Source organism: Pseudomonas sp. AM14(2022) (assembly GCF_036346455.1).
GTDB lineage: Bacteria > Pseudomonadota > Gammaproteobacteria > Pseudomonadales > Pseudomonadaceae > Aquipseudomonas > Aquipseudomonas putida_A.
In genome coordinates, this window is the sequence record NZ_JAOTNY010000017.1 from 54,527 (window position 1) to 70,269 (window position 15,743).

The following is a 15,743-nucleotide window of genomic DNA, read 5'->3' on the forward strand; positions in this document are numbered from 1 at the left end:
CGATGCATGACCGATCACGCCTTGCTTCTGGTCAACCTGGGTTCCCCGGCCTCCACCTCGGTGGCCGATGTACGCAGCTACCTCAATCAATTTCTGATGGATCCGTACGTGATCGACCTGCCGTGGCCGGTGCGGCGGCTGTTGGTGTCGCTGATCCTGATCAAGCGCCCTGAGCAATCGGCCCATGCCTACGCTTCGATCTGGTGGGAGGAGGGCTCGCCGCTGGTGGTGCTCAGCCGTCGTCTGCAGCAGCAGATGACCACCCAGTGGACCCACGGCCCGGTGGAGCTGGCCATGCGTTATGGCGAGCCGTCGATTGAAACCAGGTTGCTGCAACTGGTGGCGGCGGGGCACAAGCGCATCACGCTGGCGCCGCTTTATCCACAGTTCGCCGACAGCACCACGACCACGGTGATCGAAGAAGCCAAGCGGGTGATTCGCGAGAAGAAACTCGATGTGCAGCTTTCAGTGTTGCAACCGTTTTACGATCAGCCGGAATACATCGACGCGCTGGTCGCCAGCGCTACCCCGCATTTGCAGCAGGACTACGATCACTTGCTGCTTAGCTTCCATGGCTTGCCGGAGCGGCACCTGACCAAGCTCGATCCGACTGGCAATCACTGCTTGAAAAACGCGGATTGCTGCAAGAACGCTTCGCCGGCCGTGCTGGCCACCTGTTACCGCGCCCAGTGCATACGCACCGCCGCCGAGTTCGCCAGGCGCGCGGGCATTGCCGATGGCAAATGGTCGGTGTCGTTTCAGTCGCGTCTGGGGCGGGCGAAGTGGATCGAACCCTACACTGAAGCGCGGCTGGACGAGCTGGCGCAAAGCGGGGTGAAGAAGATTCTGGTGATGTGCCCGGCGTTTGTCGCCGATTGCATCGAGACGCTGGAAGAGATCGGTGATCGCGGCAAGGAACAGTTCCGCGAAGCGGGGGGCGAGGAGTTGGTGCTGGTGCCGTGCCTGAATGACGACCCGCAATGGGCGAAGGCGTTGGCAACCCTGTGTGAACGAGCGCCGTTGGCGCTTTAAAGCCAAAAGCTTCGCGAGCAAGCCCGCCCCCACATTTGATCTTCGGTGCGCTGAAGATCCCCTGTGGGAGCGGGCTTGCTCGCGAAAGCTATCTGTCAGACAACAAGCATCCAGACCCTTAGATCAGCGGCTCATCGGCCTTCTTGTTCTTCCAGCCATCATTGCCCGGCAGAATCAGGTTCAGCGCAATCGCCACCACCGCGCACAGCGCGATGCCTTTGAGGCCGAAGTCGTCCGGGCCAGTGCCGGTGCCGACCAGCACACCGCCGATACCGAACACCAGGGTCACCGACACGATCACCAGATTGCGCGCCTCACCGAGGTCGATCTTGTGACGGATCAGGGTGTTCATCCCCACCGCCGCGATCGAGCCGAACAGCAGGCACAGAATCCCGCCCATCACCGGCACCGGAATGCTTTGCAGCAGCGCGCCGAACTTGCCGATGAACGCCAGGGTGATGGCGAAGATCGCCGCCCAGGTCATAATTTTCGGATTGTAGTTCTTGGTCAGCATCACCGCGCCGGTCACTTCGGCGTAGGTGGTATTCGGCGGGCCGCCAAACAGACCGGCCGCCGTGGTGGCGATGCCATCACCGAGCAGGGTGCGATGCAGGCCCGGTTTCTTCAGGTAGTCACGACCGGTCACGCTACCCACCGCGATCACGCCGCCGATGTGCTCGATGGCCGGAGCCAGCGCCACCGGAACGATGAACAGGATCGCCTGCCAGTTGAACTCCGGCGCGGTGAAATGCGGCAGGGCGAACCATGGCGCCGCCGCAATCTTCGCGGTATCGACCACGCCGAAATAGAACGACATGGCAAAACCGACCAGCACCCCGGAAATGATCGGCACCAGACGGAAGATGCCTTTACCGAACACCGCCACGATCAACGTGGTCAGCAGGGCCGGCATCGAGATCATCATCGCGGTCTGGTAGTGGATCAGCTCGGAACCGTCACCCGCCTTGCCCATCGCCATGTTCGCGGCAATCGGCGCCATGGCCAGACCGATCGAGATGATCACCGGACCAATGACCACTGGCGGCAGCAGCCGGTCAATGAAACCGGTGCCTTTGATTTTCACGGCGAGGCCGAGGAAGGTGTAGACGAAACCGGCTGCCATCACGCCGCCCATGGTCGCGGCGAGGCCGAATTGGCCCTTGGCGAGAATGATCGGGGTGATGAAGGCAAAGCTCGACGCGAGGAACACCGGCACCTGACGCCCGGTGACGATCTGGAACAGGATCGTCCCCAGACCCGCGGTAAACAGTGCCACGTTCGGGTCAAGCCCGGTGATCAGCGGCATCAGCACCAGGGCGCCGAAAGCCACGAACAGCATCTGGGCGCCGGACAGCACCGTGCGCCAGAGCGGATCGTTGAACTCTTGCTGCATGCTCACGCGTCCTTCTGCTTGGTACCGAAGATCTTGTCACCGGCATCGCCAAGCCCTGGGATGATGTAACCGTGTTCGTTCAGACGCTCATCGATGGAAGCGGTGTAGATGGTCACGTCCGGGTGAGCCTGTTCCACAGCGGCAATGCCTTCCGGCGCGGCCACCAGCACCATTGCGCGGATGTCCTTGCAACCGGCTTTCTTCAGCAGATCGATGGTCGCGACCATGGAGCTGCCGGTGGCGAGCATCGGGTCGATGATCATCGCCAGCCGCTCGTCGATTTCCGGAACCAGTTTTTCCAGATAAGTGTGCGCTTGCAGGGTTTCTTCATTGCGGGCAACGCCCACAGCGGAAACCTTGGCACCCGGGATCAGGCTCAGCACGCCTTCGAGCATGCCGATGCCGGCGCGCAGGATCGGCACGACGGTGATCTTCTTGCCGGCGATTTTTTCCACCGACACAGTGCCGCACCAACCGGCGATATCGTAGGATTCGAGCGGCAGATCTTTTGTAGCTTCATAGGTCAACAGGGCGCCGACTTCCTGAGCAAGCTCACGGAAATTCTTGGTGCTGATATCGGCGCGGCGCATCAGGCCGAGTTTATGGCGGATCAGCGGGTGGCGGATCTCGAGGATGGGCATGGAAAAACTCCGGCGGCGGGCAAAAAAAACGGCCTAGATTAATCTATCCGAGGGTGATGTCCTATAGGACATTGAGTACGTTAGTCCATTAAGGCTTGATTCGACCTCACGGGATGCGTACCTTTGCCCGCTTTTCCGAAAACATCCCCCTGGAGAGCGCCATGTCCGCTGATCTCGAGCATATCCGTCAAATCATGCGAGAGGCTGACTGCCTGTACACCGAATCTGAAGTCGAGGCCGCCATCGCCCGCGTCGGTGCACAAATCAACGAACAACTGGCCGATAGCAACCCGGTGGTGTTCTGCGTGATGAACGGCGGCCTGATCTTCTCCGGCAAACTGCTGACTCACCTGCAATTCCCGCTGGAAGCGTCCTACCTGCACGCGACCCGCTATCGCAACGAAACCAGCGGCGGCGACCTGTTCTGGAAAGCCAAGCCGGAAGTCTCGTTCATCGACCGCGACGTGCTGATCATCGACGACATCCTCGACGAAGGTCACACCCTGGGCGCGATCATCGACTTCTGCAAACACGCCGGCGCGCGCAAAGTGCACACCGCCGTGCTGATCGACAAGGATCACGACCGCAAGGCGCGTCCTGACCTGAAGGCAGACTTCGTCGGCCTGCCATGCATTGACCGCTACATCTTCGGTTACGGCATGGACTACAAAGGTTACTGGCGCAACGCCAACGGGATCTTTGCCGTTAAAGGCATGTAAGACCCCGCGCTATCCCTTGTGGGAGCGAGCCTGCTCGCGATAGCGGTCTGTCAGCAATGTTGATGTTGACTGATACGACGCTATCGCGAGCAGGCTCGCTCCCACAGTTGTTTTGTGTGTGCTGATCCATCCGCGTTCCCCATGCTAGAGTGCTCGGCCCCGCCCCCGGAGCCTGCCATGAGCCTCTTGATCCGCAGCCTTGCCGCCCTGTTGCTGATCCTCAGCCTGCCGCTGTCTGCGGCACCGATGCACAGTCAATTCCTGCCGCCGGACGACCTGACCCTGCGCGATGCTGAACCCGAGCAGCAACAACTGCTGCAGGTCACCGATTATTCGGTGGTGGTCGGTGCGCAACGCCAGTCCAATCAGCAGCCGATTCCGGTCACGTCGCCGCTGATGATTCGCCTCAAGGGTAAGTCGCTGAACAAGGGCGCAACCATCGCCCAGGTGCTGGTCAGTTTCGATGGCGAAAGCAAAAGCCTGAAAAAACCGGCTTATGACGACAAGAGCAAAACCCTGACCCTGTTTTACCCGCTGGCCCAGTACCGGGTGGTGATCGATTTGCTGCGCAACGACACCGTGTATGTACAGTTCCTCAGTTATGCCAACGGCCACATCTGGGCTGATCTGCACACCGGGGCCGTTCGTGCGCGTTGAGCCTGGTGGCAGGGCAGGGGTAAACTGCCCGCCCCGTGTAATGTCTGCGAGCTGGAGTCGGCAATGCGTAAAGATAAGAAACAGGTGATTGGTGACGAGATCGGCGATGAGCAGATCAAGCTGTTCCTCGATTTTGAACCGGTCGACGCCACTTCGCCGTCGCTGCACAAACTGATCAAGGCCTACCGTGGCCTGCGCATCGACGATTTCGAGCGCTTCCTGACGTTCTTCGTGGCTGCCGGTTACGACGTGGATGGCAAGGACGAGCACGGCAAGACCTTCGTTGACCTGATCGCCGATCAGCGCAATGCCCCGGACTATATCGAACTGATCGAAAAATCCCGCGCCTAACACCATCCCTGTGGCGAGGGAGCTTGCTCCCGCCGGGCTGCGCAGCGGCCCCAAACTCTTGTGAGCGCTGCGCACTCAAGCGGGAGCAAGCTCCCTCGCCACAGAGGTCAGTGTTTCAAATACTGGCCATAAAAAAAACGCCCCGCACTCACTGAGTGCGGGGCGTTTTTTATGCCGCAAGATCAAGCGAAGCTTGGGGTCTCGCTGCTTTCTTCAACCAGTTCCAGGGCGATGTTGTTCTGCGTGTTGATCTTGCGATACAGCGCAGCATCGGTTTCCAGAACCTTCTCGCGGGCCGGGAAGATCTCCGCCAGTTTGGCCGCCCACTCACCCTTGGCCTTGGCCGGGAAGCATTTCTCGATCAGCTCGAGCATGATCGAAACGGTCACCGAAGCACCTGGCGAAGCGCCGAGCAGGGCGGCGAGGGAGCCGTCTTTCGCCGCAACCAGTTCGGTACCGAATTGCAGGATGCCGCCTTTTTTCGGGTCTTTCTTGATGATCTGTACCCGTTGGCCGGCCACTTCCAGGCGCCAGTCCTCGGCTTTCGCCTCCGGGTAGAAGCGGCGCAGGGATTCCAGACGCTGCTCCATCGATTGCATCACTTCGCTGACCAGATATTTGGTCAGGTCCATGTTGTTCTTCGCCACTGCCAGCATCGGGCCGATGTTGCTGGCGCGAACCGACAGCGGCAGGTCCATGAAGGAACCGTGCTTGAGGAACTTGGTGGTGAAACCGGCGTATGGCCCGAACAGCAGGGATTTCTTGCCATCGACCACACGGGTGTCCAGGTGCGGCACCGACATTGGTGGCGAACCGACTGCAGCCTGGCTGTAGACCTTGGCCTGGTGGTGCTTGACCACTTCCGGGTTGTCGCAACGCAGCCATTGCCCGCTGATCGGGAATCCGCCGAAGCCTTTGCTTTCTTCGATGCCCGAAGCCTGCAGCAATGGCAGAGCCGCGCCGCCAGCGCCGAGGAAGACGAACTTGGCGTCGACTTCACGGCTGGCGCCGCTGTTGACGTCCTTGATGCTGACGGTCCAGCCGGCGCCGTTACGCTTGAGGCCGGTGACGCGCTTGCAGTATTTGACCTGGGTGTCCGGTGCGCTGGTCAGGTGCTTGAGCAACTGATTGGTCAGGGCGCCGAAGTTGACGTCGGTGCCGTTCATCACGCGGGTCGCGGCCAGGACTTCGTCCGGCGAGCGGCCCGGCATCATCAGCGGCATCCACTCGGCCATCCTGGCCTTGTCTTCGGTGTATTCCATGTCGGAGAAGGCGTGGTGCTTGTGCAGCACGTTGAAGCGTTCCTTGAGGAACGACACGCCTTTGTCACCCTGAACGAAGCTCAGGTGCGGCACCGGGCTGATGAAGGATTTGCACGAGCCGAAGGTGCCTTTCTTGGTCAGGTACGACCAGAACTGTTTGGACACTTCGAACTGGGTGTTGATGTGCACGGCTTTCTTGATGTCGACGCTGCCGTCGGCTGCCTGCGGCGTGTAGTTCAGCTCGCACAGGCCGGCGTGGCCGGTACCGGCGTTGTTCCACGGGTTGGAACTCTCCGCAGCACCGGAATCCATCAACTCGACGACTTCCAGCTTGATCGCCGGGTCGAGCTCTTTGAGCAGTACTGCCAGGGTGGCACTCATGATGCCGGCCCCAACCAGAACTACGTCGACTGCTTCGTTATGCGCCATTTAACGCGTCTCCAAAATCTGCAGCACCAAATTGTCGGCATGGCTGCCAGGGAGTGACGGGGCAGGTCAGTTGCGCCCCGGATACCCATGGTCAGGTTCGTCATGTCCGAATCTTCGCAATTTTTCGCAACTTCGACGGATGCATGCGGCCTGGCTTCAAGAGCTCCATGAACTCATTTCAGCACGCGGCTGGCAATTCGACTTATGGTCGAGACATCCGTTTTTGTGCAACCAAATCCGTAGCGGACAGGCTTCAGGCTCCGATGTTCGAGGTATACCCGGTCCTGTGTCGTTGGGCTGTTTCAGACGCTAATGGTGCATGTTCAGACGCAAAACTTTTCATTTGCTCGCCACACTCTTGTGAAGTTGTGAAAACCCGTTTTTTTCACGCTCTTTTGAAGACGTGAACCTCAAAAAAGGGCTGTCCAGGCCTGGCACCCTGCCCGCAAGGGCAAAACAACGCGGTGGCCGAGCGTCATGACAGCTCTGCAGATTCGCGAAAAGCGGGGTTTTTGCCGGAAGAACAGGCAAGCGCGCCAACTTCACTCGATCTGTGTGGGCGGCTCTCTGTGGGCGATTTGGGTGTCGATGCATGCGCATTGACGGTGTTGCGGGGCCCGATCAGGAGACGTCCTTATAATCGGGGGGAGATTGTATCGAAGAAATGCGGGCAGTTGCTCGTGTTTAATGACTTTTATTAGGCATCCGGTCAGATGCTCAACATTGCCTGCACGCGTGCGCGGGGCTGCGACGCTATGACGCGGGCGCTGGCGGGCAGTGGCTGGTGCAACCAGTTGAGGCGGATTTCTTCGATTTCCACCCAACCATCGCCCATCGGTTGCAGGCTGCACTGCTTGAATGCCTGGCAATGACCGTTGCGATCGAGCAGGGCAAAGCTGCGGTGCAGTGGGCGTGGGGCGAACAACGAGATCAGATAGCGCATGGCCGAGTACCTTGTTGGAGGACTGGTTTGAAGCTTGCCTGGCGGCCGTGACGCCGAGGTGTATGGGCGGTGAACAATCTGTGACAGGAACCGCATTCTCACGGGTTTGTCAGACATTTGAGTATTCACTGTCGGGTGCTGGTGACCCGCAGTGGCACACCGCTATACTGCCGTCCTGTTTGTGCCTGATTCTGGAGAAAAGAGCATGTTGCAACGCCTGTTGTTCGGTTTGATCACTGTGACCAGTTTGACCCTGGTTGGCTGCGCCCACAGCCCGCAACAACTGAGCCCGGAACCGAAGCTGACCACGCAGTTGGCCCCGGTCGGCCACGGCCAGCAAGTGGTGGTGCGTGTGGTTGACGGTCGTCCGTCGCCAACCCTCGGCACCCGCGGCGGCCTGTACCCGGAAACCAGCGCGATCACCGTGCAGCGCGAGCAGATTCTGCCCAAGTTGCAGGCGCAGGCTGAAGCCGCCGTGCGTCTGCTCGGCTTCACCCCGACCAGCAACGGGATGAACGCGCCGCAACTGACCGTGACCCTGACCGAGCTGAAGTACCAGTCGCCGAAAGAAGGCATGTACGTGACCGAAGCCACCATCGGCGCGACCTTCCGCTCCGACGTGCAGAGCGGCAACCGTCGCTACAGCGGCCGCTACGGCGCTTCGCTGGACCAGCGCTTCGGCATGGCGCCGAACCAGGAAACCAACACCAAGCTGGTCAGCGACGTGTTGAGCGATGCCTTGACCCGTCTGTTCAAGGACCCGACCGTGGGTCAGATCCTCGCCGAGTAAGCTGTGCGGTTGATGTGAAAAAGCCCGGCGCCAGTGATGGCTCCGGGCTTTGTGGCCACACAATTTATCTGAATACTCATGCAAGTGTGGGAGGGGGCTTGCTCCCGAAAGCGGTGGATCAGTCAACTCAGAAGTGGACTGACACTCAGTCTTCGGGAGCAAGCCCCCTCCCACAGGGACAGGCGTGTGTCAGGCAGCCTGGGAGTAGAAGTCGAGCACGCTCACGCCCGTCAGCAAATCCGTCTCCGGCAAATCCGCATGCTGATGCCCGCCGAGGGCGCAATACACCAGCCAGTGGCGATCCTGAACATTGAAGGCAAGGCTGCCGACGAGGCTTTGTTGTTCGTCGGTCGGGGTGATGAGGTACAGGCGATCCTGGTTTTCGGCGTGCAGCATGTCGCGTTCCATGTGTGTTTCGAGGCGCGCATGGTGGCCGATGTAAATGACGATGCCGTGACACAGGACAGCCATCGGTCGATTGTCAGGTTATTTGTCGCAAAGGCTAGGGCGGTGGCGGAGGGTTTCGGTAGAATCCGCGCCGCAGTCGTCGATCGGGCGCCTGCCACACCGATTCAGTTCCGAGGTCTGTGATGTCGCTGCACTTGATGACGCTGTTTACCGCCCATCCCGCCAAATTGATCAACCTGCTGGCGTTGGCTCTGGCCTTCCCGGGCAGTTGGCTGCTGCACGCGACCCGCCGTCGTGAACAACGCGCCATGGCCAGCATCGCCGCGCAACGCCTGGCCCAACCGAACGCCGAACCGATTCTGGATTGGGCGACATTGCGCATGAACCGCTTTTTCTACCGCTTCGGCTTCGCCTGCCTTGGCTTGGCCCTGATCGTTTCCTGGATCAGCACCCGCTTCTGAAGTGAATGCAAAACCTTGTGGCGAGGGGATTTATCCCCGATGGCCTGCGCAGCAGGCCCATGATTATTCAGGCAGAATCCTGGGGCCGCTTCGCGACCCATCGGGGATAAATCCCCTCGCCACAGGGGCTCCGCTATGCCTGTTTACAACGGTAACCCAGCCTTCACTCGGTACTGATTGCGCACCGGCGTTGCATATTGCAGCACCAGATAAGGACGGTGCTCCTCAGGGCAGGCGTCCAGGCGGCGCTGCCATTCTTCCTGCGCCTTGGCCAGTTCATCGGCGGGGAACAGCTCGGCAGCTTTCGGCACGTTCAGTTGCGGATCGGCATCGGTCCACTGCGCATATGCCAGGTAATGCACCGGGAACAGGCGATAACCGCCGAGAATCTGCTTGTCCATCTCGACCGCCAATTGCTTGGTGTCTTCGAACAGCTCGGTGATCGGCGCAGCGAAGTTCACGTGCACCCGGCCCTTGTAGCCGGTGATGCCCTTGGCAATGCTCACGTCATCCTCGCCCGGCGCCTTGGCGTAGGTGCCGGTGGTGGCGCGGATGTACAACTCGCGGGCCTTGGCCTGATCGCACGGGTCGTATTCGTAGCTGATCGACACCGGGGTCAGGTTCAGCGACTGAATCACTTCGCCGAACGGCTCGTCCTTGCGGCTCATGTGGAACATCTTGAGGATCGCCGACTCGGTACGGTCGTCGCCATCCTTCGCCCGGCCTTCAGCCTGGGCGATCCAGATCGAGGCGCAATCGTTGCGGATCGAGTGGTTGATGTACGCCGACAGCAATTGATACGCGGCCATCTTCTCGCGACGCCCGGTGATCGAGCGATGCACGATGAAGCTCTTGTTCAGACGCATCAGATCGCTGACGAAGGGTTTCTGCAGCAAGTTGTCGCCGATCGCGATGCGCGGGGTCGGCAGGCCGGCGTGGTACACCGCGTAGTTGACGAAGGCCGGGTCCATCACGATGTCGCGGTGGTTGGCGATGAACAGGTAGGCGCTGCCGGACTTGAATTGCTCGACACCGGTGTAGGTCACGCCATCAGTGGCGCGCTCGATGGTGTGGTCGACGTAGAACTCGACTTTGTCCTGCAAAGTGGCCACGGAGGTCACGTCGGCAAACTCACGACGCAGCCGATGGGCTATAAGTGGTTTGAGCATCCAGCCGAAGGCACCGGCAAAACGCGGGAAGCGGAAGTGGGTGAGGATATCTAGAAACGCCTTGTCGCCGAGCAGTCTTGCCAGTACCGCAGGTACTTCGCTGTCGTCGTAAGGTCGGATGGCATCGAATTCGCCCATCATGCTCTCTTGTTGGAAACGGCTAGGGTAAGTAAAGGTTTTGATCGAAAACCAACGGGGCACGGTCTGAAAAGGTAGCCAGACAAAAATAGCCCTGCAAATAGACCGGCGATTATACGCACAAGTCACCTGGGAGACCGCGATGCTGGAAAGTGCACTGTATGAATGTCCGTATTGTGGTGAAGAGGTCGAGACGACGGTGGACCTGTCCGCAGGCGATCAGACCTACATCGAGGACTGTCAGGTGTGTTGTCGACCGATCACGTTTGTCTTGCAGGTGCATGGCGAGGATTGGTTTCTGGAAGTCTTCAGCGAAAACGAGTGAGGGGCGCGCATGCAGCGAATCTACGAGCCGGAAAACCTGATGGAGGGCGAGATGCTCAAGGGCATGCTCGCCAGCGAGGGCATCGAGGCGCATCTGGTGGGTCGCGATCTGCTCGGTGGCACCGGTGAATTGCCGATCTTCGGCCTGCTGGGACTGTCGGTCGAAAACGATCAGGCCGAATACGCCCGCGAACTGATCACCGCGTACAATGCCGCGCTGCCGCTGCCCGGCGATGAACCGGAGAGCTTCCCCGGGACGCTGGTCTGTTAGGCTGGTGTTCGTTTTATTTCTGAGTCGTGTTGCCCCATGTGTGGACGTTATGCCCTGTTTCGCTGGAACCGCGATTTCGCGGCCCTGCCCGGATTTCCCGCCGATCAGCAGGCACAGTGGAACATCTCTCCCAATGATTCGGTTTTGATGCTGCGTGCCGAGGCCGACGGCCAACGCACCCTGGCCCGCGCCCGTTGGGGGCTGACGCCACCGTGGCTGACCGATCTGTCGCGTACCCCGGCGCATGCCCGGGCCGAAACCGTCGCCGAGCAACCGATGTTCCGCGAGGCACTGCGCCTGCGCCGCTGTCTGCTGCCGGCCAACGGTTTCTACGAATGGCGCGGCAATCTGCGCAAGCGCCCGTACTGGCTGACGCCAGGGGAGGGTTCTTCGCTGTTTTTCGCGGCGATCTGGGAGGCCTATCCGGTGCAGGAGCAGGTGTGGCTGAGCACCGCCGTCATCACGCAGCCGGCGGCCAGTCAGCGCCGACCGTTGATTCTCGATGAGGCGGGGCAGGCGGCCTGGCTCGATCCCGCGACGCCGTTGCATGTGCTGCAGGGCTTGCTCGCCAGTGAGCCGGCGGCATTGCGCGAGCGGGTGTTGGCGAATCTGGTGAATGATCCGAAGCTCAATGGGCCGGAATGCCTGACCCCGGGTTGAGTTGATGCTGTGCCGCCCTCTTCGCGAGCAAGCCCGCTCCCACAGGTTTTGTGAACGCCGCAAAATTACTGTGGGAGCGGGCTTGCTCGCGAAGGGGCCTTTGGATCAGACCTTGAACTGATTGATCAGCCGCCGCTGCTGCTCCGCCAATTTAGTCAGGCCGGCACTGGCCGAACTCGACTCATCCGCACCGCCCGCCACTTCATTCGCCACCTGACCGATATTGATCACGTTACGGTTGATGTCATCGGCCACTGCGCTCTGTTCTTCCGCCGCACTGGCAATCTGCGTATTCATGTCATTGATCACCGACACCGCCTGAGTAATCGTCTCCAGCGCCTCGGCCGCTTTCGCCGCGTGCTGCACGCTTTCGTCGGTGCGGTTCTGGCTGTCCTCCATGACCCGCACCACATCGCGGGTGCCCTGTTGCAGCTGCTGGATCATGCTCTGGATTTCTTCGGTGGCCTTCTGGGTCTTCTGCGCCAGATTGCGCACCTCGTCCGCCACCACCGCAAAGCCGCGCCCTTGTTCGCCGGCCCGCGCCGCTTCGATTGCTGCGTTCAGCGCCAGCAGGTTGGTCTGCTCGGCGATCCCGCGAATCGCGATGAGGATCGCGTTGATGTTTTCGCTGTCTTTGGCCAGCGTCTGCACCACCTCCACCGCTTTGCCGATTTCCACCGCCAGTACGCCAATCGAGTTCGACGTATCACGGACGATCTGCATGCCTTGGCCGGCAGCCTGATCCGCGTGGCTGGCGGCTTGCGCAGCCTGAGTGGCGTTGCGCGCCACGTCTTGCGCAGTCGCGGTCATCTCCTGCACCGCCGTGGCGACCTGATCGATCTCGGCCATCTGTTTCTGAATGCCGATGTTGGTGCGAATCGCGATGTCGGCAGTGTGTTCCGAGGAATCGCTGACGCTCTGCACTGACGTCACCACCTGCGTGATCATCGCCTGCAACTTGGCGAGGAAGGTGTTGAAACCTTTGGCAATCGAGCCGAGCTCATCGCTGCGATCACTGCTCAAGCGACGGGTCAGGTCGCCTTCACCTTTGGCAATGTCATCGAGCATGGCGACCATCTGCTTCAGTGGTCGGGCGATGCCGTGCCCCACCAGCCAGATCACCAGCAGACCGATGGCGGCAATGATCAGGCCGACCATGGCCATGCCAAAGGTGTCGGACTTGCGCTGTGCATCGAGATCGGACTGAAGTTTTTGCAGATCCGCCATCACCGCGTTCAACGGCAGTTGCAGCATCAGGGTCCAGCGCGCGTCGGTCTGGCCGATGCCGAACGGCAGGTACAGCTCGATGCGGCCCTTGTCCTTGTTGACCGAGTAGGTGACTTCGCCGCGTTTGAGATTGGCCATGTTGGCGATCTGCTCGGCGTCGAGAATGTCGCTGACCTTTTCACCGAATTTGCTCGGATCCTTGGTGTAGGCCACGATCCGGCCGTTGCCGCCGATCAGGGCCATTTGCCCGGCACCGCTGTACAACTTCTGGTTGGCGCCGAGGAGCATTTCCTGGATGAAGTTCACCGACAGGTCGGCGCCGACGATGCCCTGGAATGCGCCGTTGAGCATGATCGGTTCAATGAACGAGGCGAGCATCACGACCTTGTCGCCGACCTTGTACGGCGCCGGATCGATCACGCAGGGCTTTTTCGTTTCCTTGGAGCAGAGGTAGTACTCACTGGCGCGCACCCCGGTGGACAGGGTTTTCTGATCGTCGACATCGGCCAGTTTGTCCACGCCCAGACTGCCGTCGGTATTGCGGAACCACCACGGCAGGAAGCGTCCGTTGGCGGGATCGATACCGGTCACGGCGCTGCCGACGTAGGCCGCGTCATTGTGGTCCAGGGCGTTTTTTTCCCAGCCGATGTAGGTGCCGAGAATCTTCGGGTTCTGCTCGACGTTCTCCTTGATCAGGCTGATCAGTTGCTCGCGGCTGACGCTCAGGCGCGGCTGGCCGTCGGCGCCCGGTGTGCCGAGCAGCGCGTTGACCCGCACCAGTCCGCCGGCAATCAGCAGCGGCGCTTCGAGTTCGCGCTGGATCTGGCTGACCTGGGTCTGCGCCAACGAGGTCAGGCGTTGTTCGATGACTTGTTCGAACTGCGCCTGAGTGCGCTGCTGCACCATGTCTTGAGTGCGGGCACCGGAAAACAGCGCGTACAGCACCAGCGCGGCAACCACGCTGAGGACGATGGCGCCGGCCAGGGCGGCGACGGAAAACTGGATCGACTTGAACTTCATGGGAGCTCCGCACGCAAGAGGACGTCTGCGCTGTTGTATCGGCAGCAGGCATGGCGCCATGAGCGTTGAGCGGAACAAAGGGCGGAGGATGTCGCAAATGGATCGGTGCGCGACGCAGCGGCAGCAGGCTTGCCGGTTGCTGTGAATTTTTTACGACAACAGCGGTGGGAAATTTCCGAAAGACGCTGCAACACGTCTGTTGTATCTGGCGTCGATACAATTCACCCCCTACGATACGCGGCAGGTTTTCAGGGAGCTTTTGAATGAACAAGACATTGGTTGTAAGTGCACTGAGCGCAGCGCTGTTGCTGGCCGGTTGTCAGTCGGTCAACACCACCAGCGGCGGAGCCGTTGGGGTGGAGCGCAAGCAGTACATGTTCAGCATGCTGTCCTCGCAAGAGGTCGACCAGATGTATGCCCAGTCCTATCAGAAGACCGTCGGCGAGGCGTCGAGCAAAGGCGTACTGGACAAGACCAGCCCGGAGGCCAAGCGGGTTCAGGCGATTGCCAACCGGCTGATCGCCCAGGCACCGAACTTCCGTCCGGACGCGGCGCAATGGCAGTGGGAAGTCAATCTGATCAAGAGCGATGAGCTCAACGCCAACTGCGGGCCTGGCGGCAAGATCATTTTTTACACCGGGCTGATCGACAGCCTGAAGCTGACCGACGATGAAATCGCGGCGGTCATGGGCCATGAAATCGCCCACGCCCTGCGCGAGCACGGTCGTGAGGCGATGTCCAAGGCCTATGGCATTGAAATGGCCAAGCAGGGTGCCGGTGCGTTGTTCGGTCTGGGTCAGGACAGTCTGGCGCTGGCCGACACCGTGGCCAACTACGGCATGACCTTGCCCAACAGCCGCGCCAACGAAAACGAAGCCGACCTGATCGGCCTCGAACTGGCCGCCCGCGCCGGGTACAACCCGAATGCGGCGATCACCTTGTGGAACAAGATGAGCAAGGCTTCGGAGGGCGCACCACCGGAGTTCATGAGCACTCACCCGGCTTCGTCCAGCCGGATCGCCTCGCTGCAGGCAGCGATTCCGAAGGTGATGCCGTTGTACGAGAAAGCCCCTAAATCCTGATGGTTTTGCCGCAAGGCTGATGGCCCCTTCGCGAGCAGGCTCGCTCCCACCTTTGGAATGCATTCCACTGTGGGAGCGAGCCTGCTCGCGAAGAACGATAACTCGGTCTACCGACTTACGGGGTTAAATCCAGCCACTGCTCTGCATTGCCTTGTACACCGCCACGATCGCCAGAATCAGGAACGCCGAAGCCGCCAGGCGACGGATCAAGGTCAGTGGCAATTTCTCCGCGGCAAAGTTACCCGCCAATACCACCGGCACGTTGGCAATCAACATGCCCAGGGTGGTGCCGATAATCACCAGCCACAGCTCCGGATATTGCGCCGCCAGCATCACCGTGGCGATCTGCGTCTTGTCGCCGATTTCCGCGAGGAAAAACGCGATCAGCGTGGTCAGGAAGGGGCCGAACTTGCGTGCGGTGCTCGCTTCATCGTCGTCCATCTTGTCCGGGACCAGCGTCCAGAGCGCCGTGGCAGCGAAGCTTGCGGCAAGAATCCAGTGCAACACCGAATCGGAGAAAAAGCTGCCGAACCAGGCGCCTACCGCACCGGCTGCTGCGTGGTTGGCCAGGGTCGCAGCGACGATACCGGCAATGATCGGCCAGGGTTTGCGAAAGCGAGCGGCGAGAATCAGCGCGAGTAGTTGCGTCTTGTCGCCGATTTCGGCCAAGGCAACGATTGCGGTGGGAACGAGTAACGAGTCCAGCATCAGGATTTCCTAAGGGGCGGGTCGACACGGCTATGACACGTACAGCCTTCCCGCCCCG

At 60.5% G+C, this 15,743-nt stretch carries 18 protein-coding genes; 10 read left to right on the top strand and 8 right to left on the bottom strand.

Annotated features, from left to right (window positions below):
• The first annotated feature begins 6 nt into the window (after nucleotides 1-6).
• A complete protein-coding gene (gene hemH / locus V3W27_RS24920; RefSeq protein WP_330207778.1) occupies nucleotides 7-1,032 on the top strand; it encodes a ferrochelatase in 1,026 nt (341 codons plus the stop codon).
• A gap of 118 nt (nucleotides 1,033-1,150) precedes the next feature.
• Here the strand turns inward: hemH and V3W27_RS24925 are convergent, their stop codons facing one another.
• Together V3W27_RS24925 and upp are read right to left on the bottom strand one after the other, a co-directional pair.
• Nucleotides 1,151-2,425 (bottom strand): uracil-xanthine permease family protein, encoded by a 1,275-nt coding sequence (locus V3W27_RS24925; RefSeq protein ID WP_003228120.1) that lies wholly within the window; start codon nucleotides 2,423-2,425, stop codon nucleotides 1,151-1,153.
• A 2-nt stretch (nucleotides 2,426-2,427) separates the two neighbouring features.
• Nucleotides 2,428-3,066, bottom strand: a complete 639-nt coding sequence (gene upp, locus V3W27_RS24930) for a uracil phosphoribosyltransferase (RefSeq protein ID WP_003228118.1) — start codon at nucleotides 3,064-3,066, stop codon at nucleotides 2,428-2,430.
• A 161-nt stretch (nucleotides 3,067-3,227) separates the two neighbouring features.
• On the opposite strand from upp, the gene V3W27_RS24935 reads away from it, so the two are divergent.
• The 3 genes from V3W27_RS24935 (at nucleotide 3,228) to V3W27_RS24945 (ending at nucleotide 4,793) form a co-directional block, all read left to right on the top strand.
• Nucleotides 3,228-3,785: a hypoxanthine-guanine phosphoribosyltransferase gene (locus tag V3W27_RS24935; RefSeq protein ID WP_016987197.1), complete on the top strand. Its 558-nt coding sequence runs from the start codon at nucleotides 3,228-3,230 to the stop codon at nucleotides 3,783-3,785.
• 177 nt (nucleotides 3,786-3,962) lie between these two features.
• Nucleotides 3,963-4,442, top strand: coding sequence for a hypothetical protein (locus V3W27_RS24940; protein WP_330207779.1), 480 nt, complete (start codon nucleotides 3,963-3,965; stop codon nucleotides 4,440-4,442).
• A 63-nt stretch (nucleotides 4,443-4,505) separates the two neighbouring features.
• Nucleotides 4,506-4,793 carry a PA4642 family protein gene (locus tag V3W27_RS24945; RefSeq protein ID WP_096797272.1) on the top strand — a complete coding sequence of 96 codons (288 nt, stop codon included), beginning with the start codon at nucleotides 4,506-4,508 and terminating at the stop codon, nucleotides 4,791-4,793.
• Nucleotides 4,794-4,975: 182 nt separating this feature from the next.
• Here V3W27_RS24945 and mqo read toward each other — a convergent pair whose 3' ends face one another.
• Together mqo and V3W27_RS24955 are read right to left on the bottom strand one after the other, a co-directional pair.
• Nucleotides 4,976-6,484: a malate dehydrogenase (quinone) gene (mqo, locus tag V3W27_RS24950; protein WP_330207780.1), complete on the bottom strand. Its 1,509-nt coding sequence runs from the start codon at nucleotides 6,482-6,484 to the stop codon at nucleotides 4,976-4,978.
• Nucleotides 6,485-7,193: 709 nt separating this feature from the next.
• The gene (locus V3W27_RS24955; RefSeq protein ID WP_007912834.1) at nucleotides 7,194-7,427 is read right to left on the bottom strand and encodes a hypothetical protein; all 234 of its coding nucleotides are present in this window, start codon (nucleotides 7,425-7,427) and stop codon (nucleotides 7,194-7,196) included.
• A gap of 205 nt (nucleotides 7,428-7,632) precedes the next feature.
• On the opposite strand from V3W27_RS24955, the gene V3W27_RS24960 reads away from it, so the two are divergent.
• The gene (locus V3W27_RS24960) at nucleotides 7,633-8,217 is read left to right on the top strand and encodes a YajG family lipoprotein (RefSeq protein ID WP_003228101.1); all 585 of its coding nucleotides are present in this window, start codon (nucleotides 7,633-7,635) and stop codon (nucleotides 8,215-8,217) included.
• A gap of 189 nt (nucleotides 8,218-8,406) precedes the next feature.
• Here V3W27_RS24960 and V3W27_RS24965 read toward each other — a convergent pair whose 3' ends face one another.
• Nucleotides 8,407-8,613 (bottom strand): hypothetical protein, encoded by a 207-nt coding sequence (locus V3W27_RS24965; RefSeq protein ID WP_027612213.1) that lies wholly within the window; start codon nucleotides 8,611-8,613, stop codon nucleotides 8,407-8,409.
• A 194-nt stretch (nucleotides 8,614-8,807) separates the two neighbouring features.
• On the opposite strand from V3W27_RS24965, the gene V3W27_RS24970 reads away from it, so the two are divergent.
• Nucleotides 8,808-9,086 carry a hypothetical protein gene (locus V3W27_RS24970; RefSeq protein ID WP_247268102.1) on the top strand — a complete coding sequence of 93 codons (279 nt, stop codon included), beginning with the start codon at nucleotides 8,808-8,810 and terminating at the stop codon, nucleotides 9,084-9,086.
• Nucleotides 9,087-9,229: 143 nt separating this feature from the next.
• Here the strand turns inward: V3W27_RS24970 and V3W27_RS24975 are convergent, their stop codons facing one another.
• Complete coding sequence (locus tag V3W27_RS24975; RefSeq protein WP_330207781.1) at nucleotides 9,230-10,393, bottom strand: 1-acyl-sn-glycerol-3-phosphate acyltransferase; 1,164 nt, start codon at nucleotides 10,391-10,393, stop codon at nucleotides 9,230-9,232.
• Between the two features lie 142 nt (nucleotides 10,394-10,535).
• Between V3W27_RS24975 and V3W27_RS24980 the strand changes: the two genes are divergently transcribed.
• The 3 genes from V3W27_RS24980 to V3W27_RS24990 are packed head-to-tail and all read left to right on the top strand — an operon-like array spanning nucleotide 10,536 to nucleotide 11,648.
• The gene (locus V3W27_RS24980) at nucleotides 10,536-10,718 is read left to right on the top strand and encodes a CPXCG motif-containing cysteine-rich protein (RefSeq protein ID WP_096797159.1); all 183 of its coding nucleotides are present in this window, start codon (nucleotides 10,536-10,538) and stop codon (nucleotides 10,716-10,718) included.
• 9 nt (nucleotides 10,719-10,727) lie between these two features.
• Complete coding sequence (locus tag V3W27_RS24985; protein ID WP_003228093.1) at nucleotides 10,728-10,988, top strand: putative signal transducing protein; 261 nt, start codon at nucleotides 10,728-10,730, stop codon at nucleotides 10,986-10,988.
• A gap of 36 nt (nucleotides 10,989-11,024) precedes the next feature.
• Nucleotides 11,025-11,648: an SOS response-associated peptidase gene (locus tag V3W27_RS24990; protein WP_007967716.1), complete on the top strand. Its 624-nt coding sequence runs from the start codon at nucleotides 11,025-11,027 to the stop codon at nucleotides 11,646-11,648.
• 105 nt (nucleotides 11,649-11,753) lie between these two features.
• On the opposite strand, the gene V3W27_RS24995 is transcribed toward V3W27_RS24990, so the two are convergent.
• Entirely contained in the window at nucleotides 11,754-13,895 is a 2,142-nt protein-coding gene (locus tag V3W27_RS24995; RefSeq protein WP_330207782.1) for a methyl-accepting chemotaxis protein, read from the bottom strand.
• A gap of 263 nt (nucleotides 13,896-14,158) precedes the next feature.
• On the opposite strand from V3W27_RS24995, the gene V3W27_RS25000 reads away from it, so the two are divergent.
• Entirely contained in the window at nucleotides 14,159-14,977 is an 819-nt protein-coding gene (locus tag V3W27_RS25000; RefSeq protein ID WP_025109318.1) for a M48 family metallopeptidase, read from the top strand.
• A 123-nt stretch (nucleotides 14,978-15,100) separates the two neighbouring features.
• Here V3W27_RS25000 and V3W27_RS25005 read toward each other — a convergent pair whose 3' ends face one another.
• On the bottom strand, nucleotides 15,101-15,685 hold the full coding sequence (locus V3W27_RS25005; RefSeq protein ID WP_330207783.1) for a TMEM165/GDT1 family protein: 585 nt from the start codon (nucleotides 15,683-15,685) through the stop codon (nucleotides 15,101-15,103).
• Nucleotides 15,686-15,743 lie beyond the last annotated feature (58 nt).

What these genes read in the sequence shown, in the direction of transcription:
- V3W27_RS24990 (WP_007967716.1), top strand. Translation starts at nt 11,025, where the DNA reads ATGTGTGGACGTTATGCCCTGTTTCGCTGGAACCGCGATTTCGCGGCC.
- V3W27_RS24960 (WP_003228101.1), top strand. Translation starts at nt 7,633, where the DNA reads ATGTTGCAACGCCTGTTGTTCGGTTTGATCACTGTGACCAGTTTGACC.
- V3W27_RS24935 (WP_016987197.1), top strand. Translation starts at nt 3,228, where the DNA reads ATGTCCGCTGATCTCGAGCATATCCGTCAAATCATGCGAGAGGCTGAC.
- V3W27_RS24980 (WP_096797159.1), top strand. Translation starts at nt 10,536, where the DNA reads ATGCTGGAAAGTGCACTGTATGAATGTCCGTATTGTGGTGAAGAGGTC.
- V3W27_RS25005 (WP_330207783.1), bottom strand. Translation starts at nt 15,685, where the DNA reads ATGCTGGACTCGTTACTCGTTCCCACCGCAATCGTTGCCTTGGCCGAA.
- V3W27_RS24995 (WP_330207782.1), bottom strand. Translation starts at nt 13,895, where the DNA reads ATGAAGTTCAAGTCGATCCAGTTTTCCGTCGCCGCCCTGGCCGGCGCC.
- V3W27_RS24945 (WP_096797272.1), top strand. Translation starts at nt 4,506, where the DNA reads ATGCGTAAAGATAAGAAACAGGTGATTGGTGACGAGATCGGCGATGAG.
- upp (WP_003228118.1), bottom strand. Translation starts at nt 3,066, where the DNA reads ATGCCCATCCTCGAGATCCGCCACCCGCTGATCCGCCATAAACTCGGC.
- mqo (WP_330207780.1), bottom strand. Translation starts at nt 6,484, where the DNA reads ATGGCGCATAACGAAGCAGTCGACGTAGTTCTGGTTGGGGCCGGCATC.
- V3W27_RS24955 (WP_007912834.1), bottom strand. Translation starts at nt 7,427, where the DNA reads ATGCGCTATCTGATCTCGTTGTTCGCCCCACGCCCACTGCACCGCAGC.
- V3W27_RS25000 (WP_025109318.1), top strand. Translation starts at nt 14,159, where the DNA reads ATGAACAAGACATTGGTTGTAAGTGCACTGAGCGCAGCGCTGTTGCTG.
- V3W27_RS24965 (WP_027612213.1), bottom strand. Translation starts at nt 8,613, where the DNA reads ATGCTGCACGCCGAAAACCAGGATCGCCTGTACCTCATCACCCCGACC.
- V3W27_RS24985 (WP_003228093.1), top strand. Translation starts at nt 10,728, where the DNA reads ATGCAGCGAATCTACGAGCCGGAAAACCTGATGGAGGGCGAGATGCTC.
- V3W27_RS24970 (WP_247268102.1), top strand. Translation starts at nt 8,808, where the DNA reads ATGTCGCTGCACTTGATGACGCTGTTTACCGCCCATCCCGCCAAATTG.
- V3W27_RS24940 (WP_330207779.1), top strand. Translation starts at nt 3,963, where the DNA reads ATGAGCCTCTTGATCCGCAGCCTTGCCGCCCTGTTGCTGATCCTCAGC.
- V3W27_RS24925 (WP_003228120.1), bottom strand. Translation starts at nt 2,425, where the DNA reads ATGCAGCAAGAGTTCAACGATCCGCTCTGGCGCACGGTGCTGTCCGGC.
- V3W27_RS24975 (WP_330207781.1), bottom strand. Translation starts at nt 10,393, where the DNA reads ATGGGCGAATTCGATGCCATCCGACCTTACGACGACAGCGAAGTACCT.
- hemH (WP_330207778.1), top strand. Translation starts at nt 7, where the DNA reads ATGACCGATCACGCCTTGCTTCTGGTCAACCTGGGTTCCCCGGCCTCC.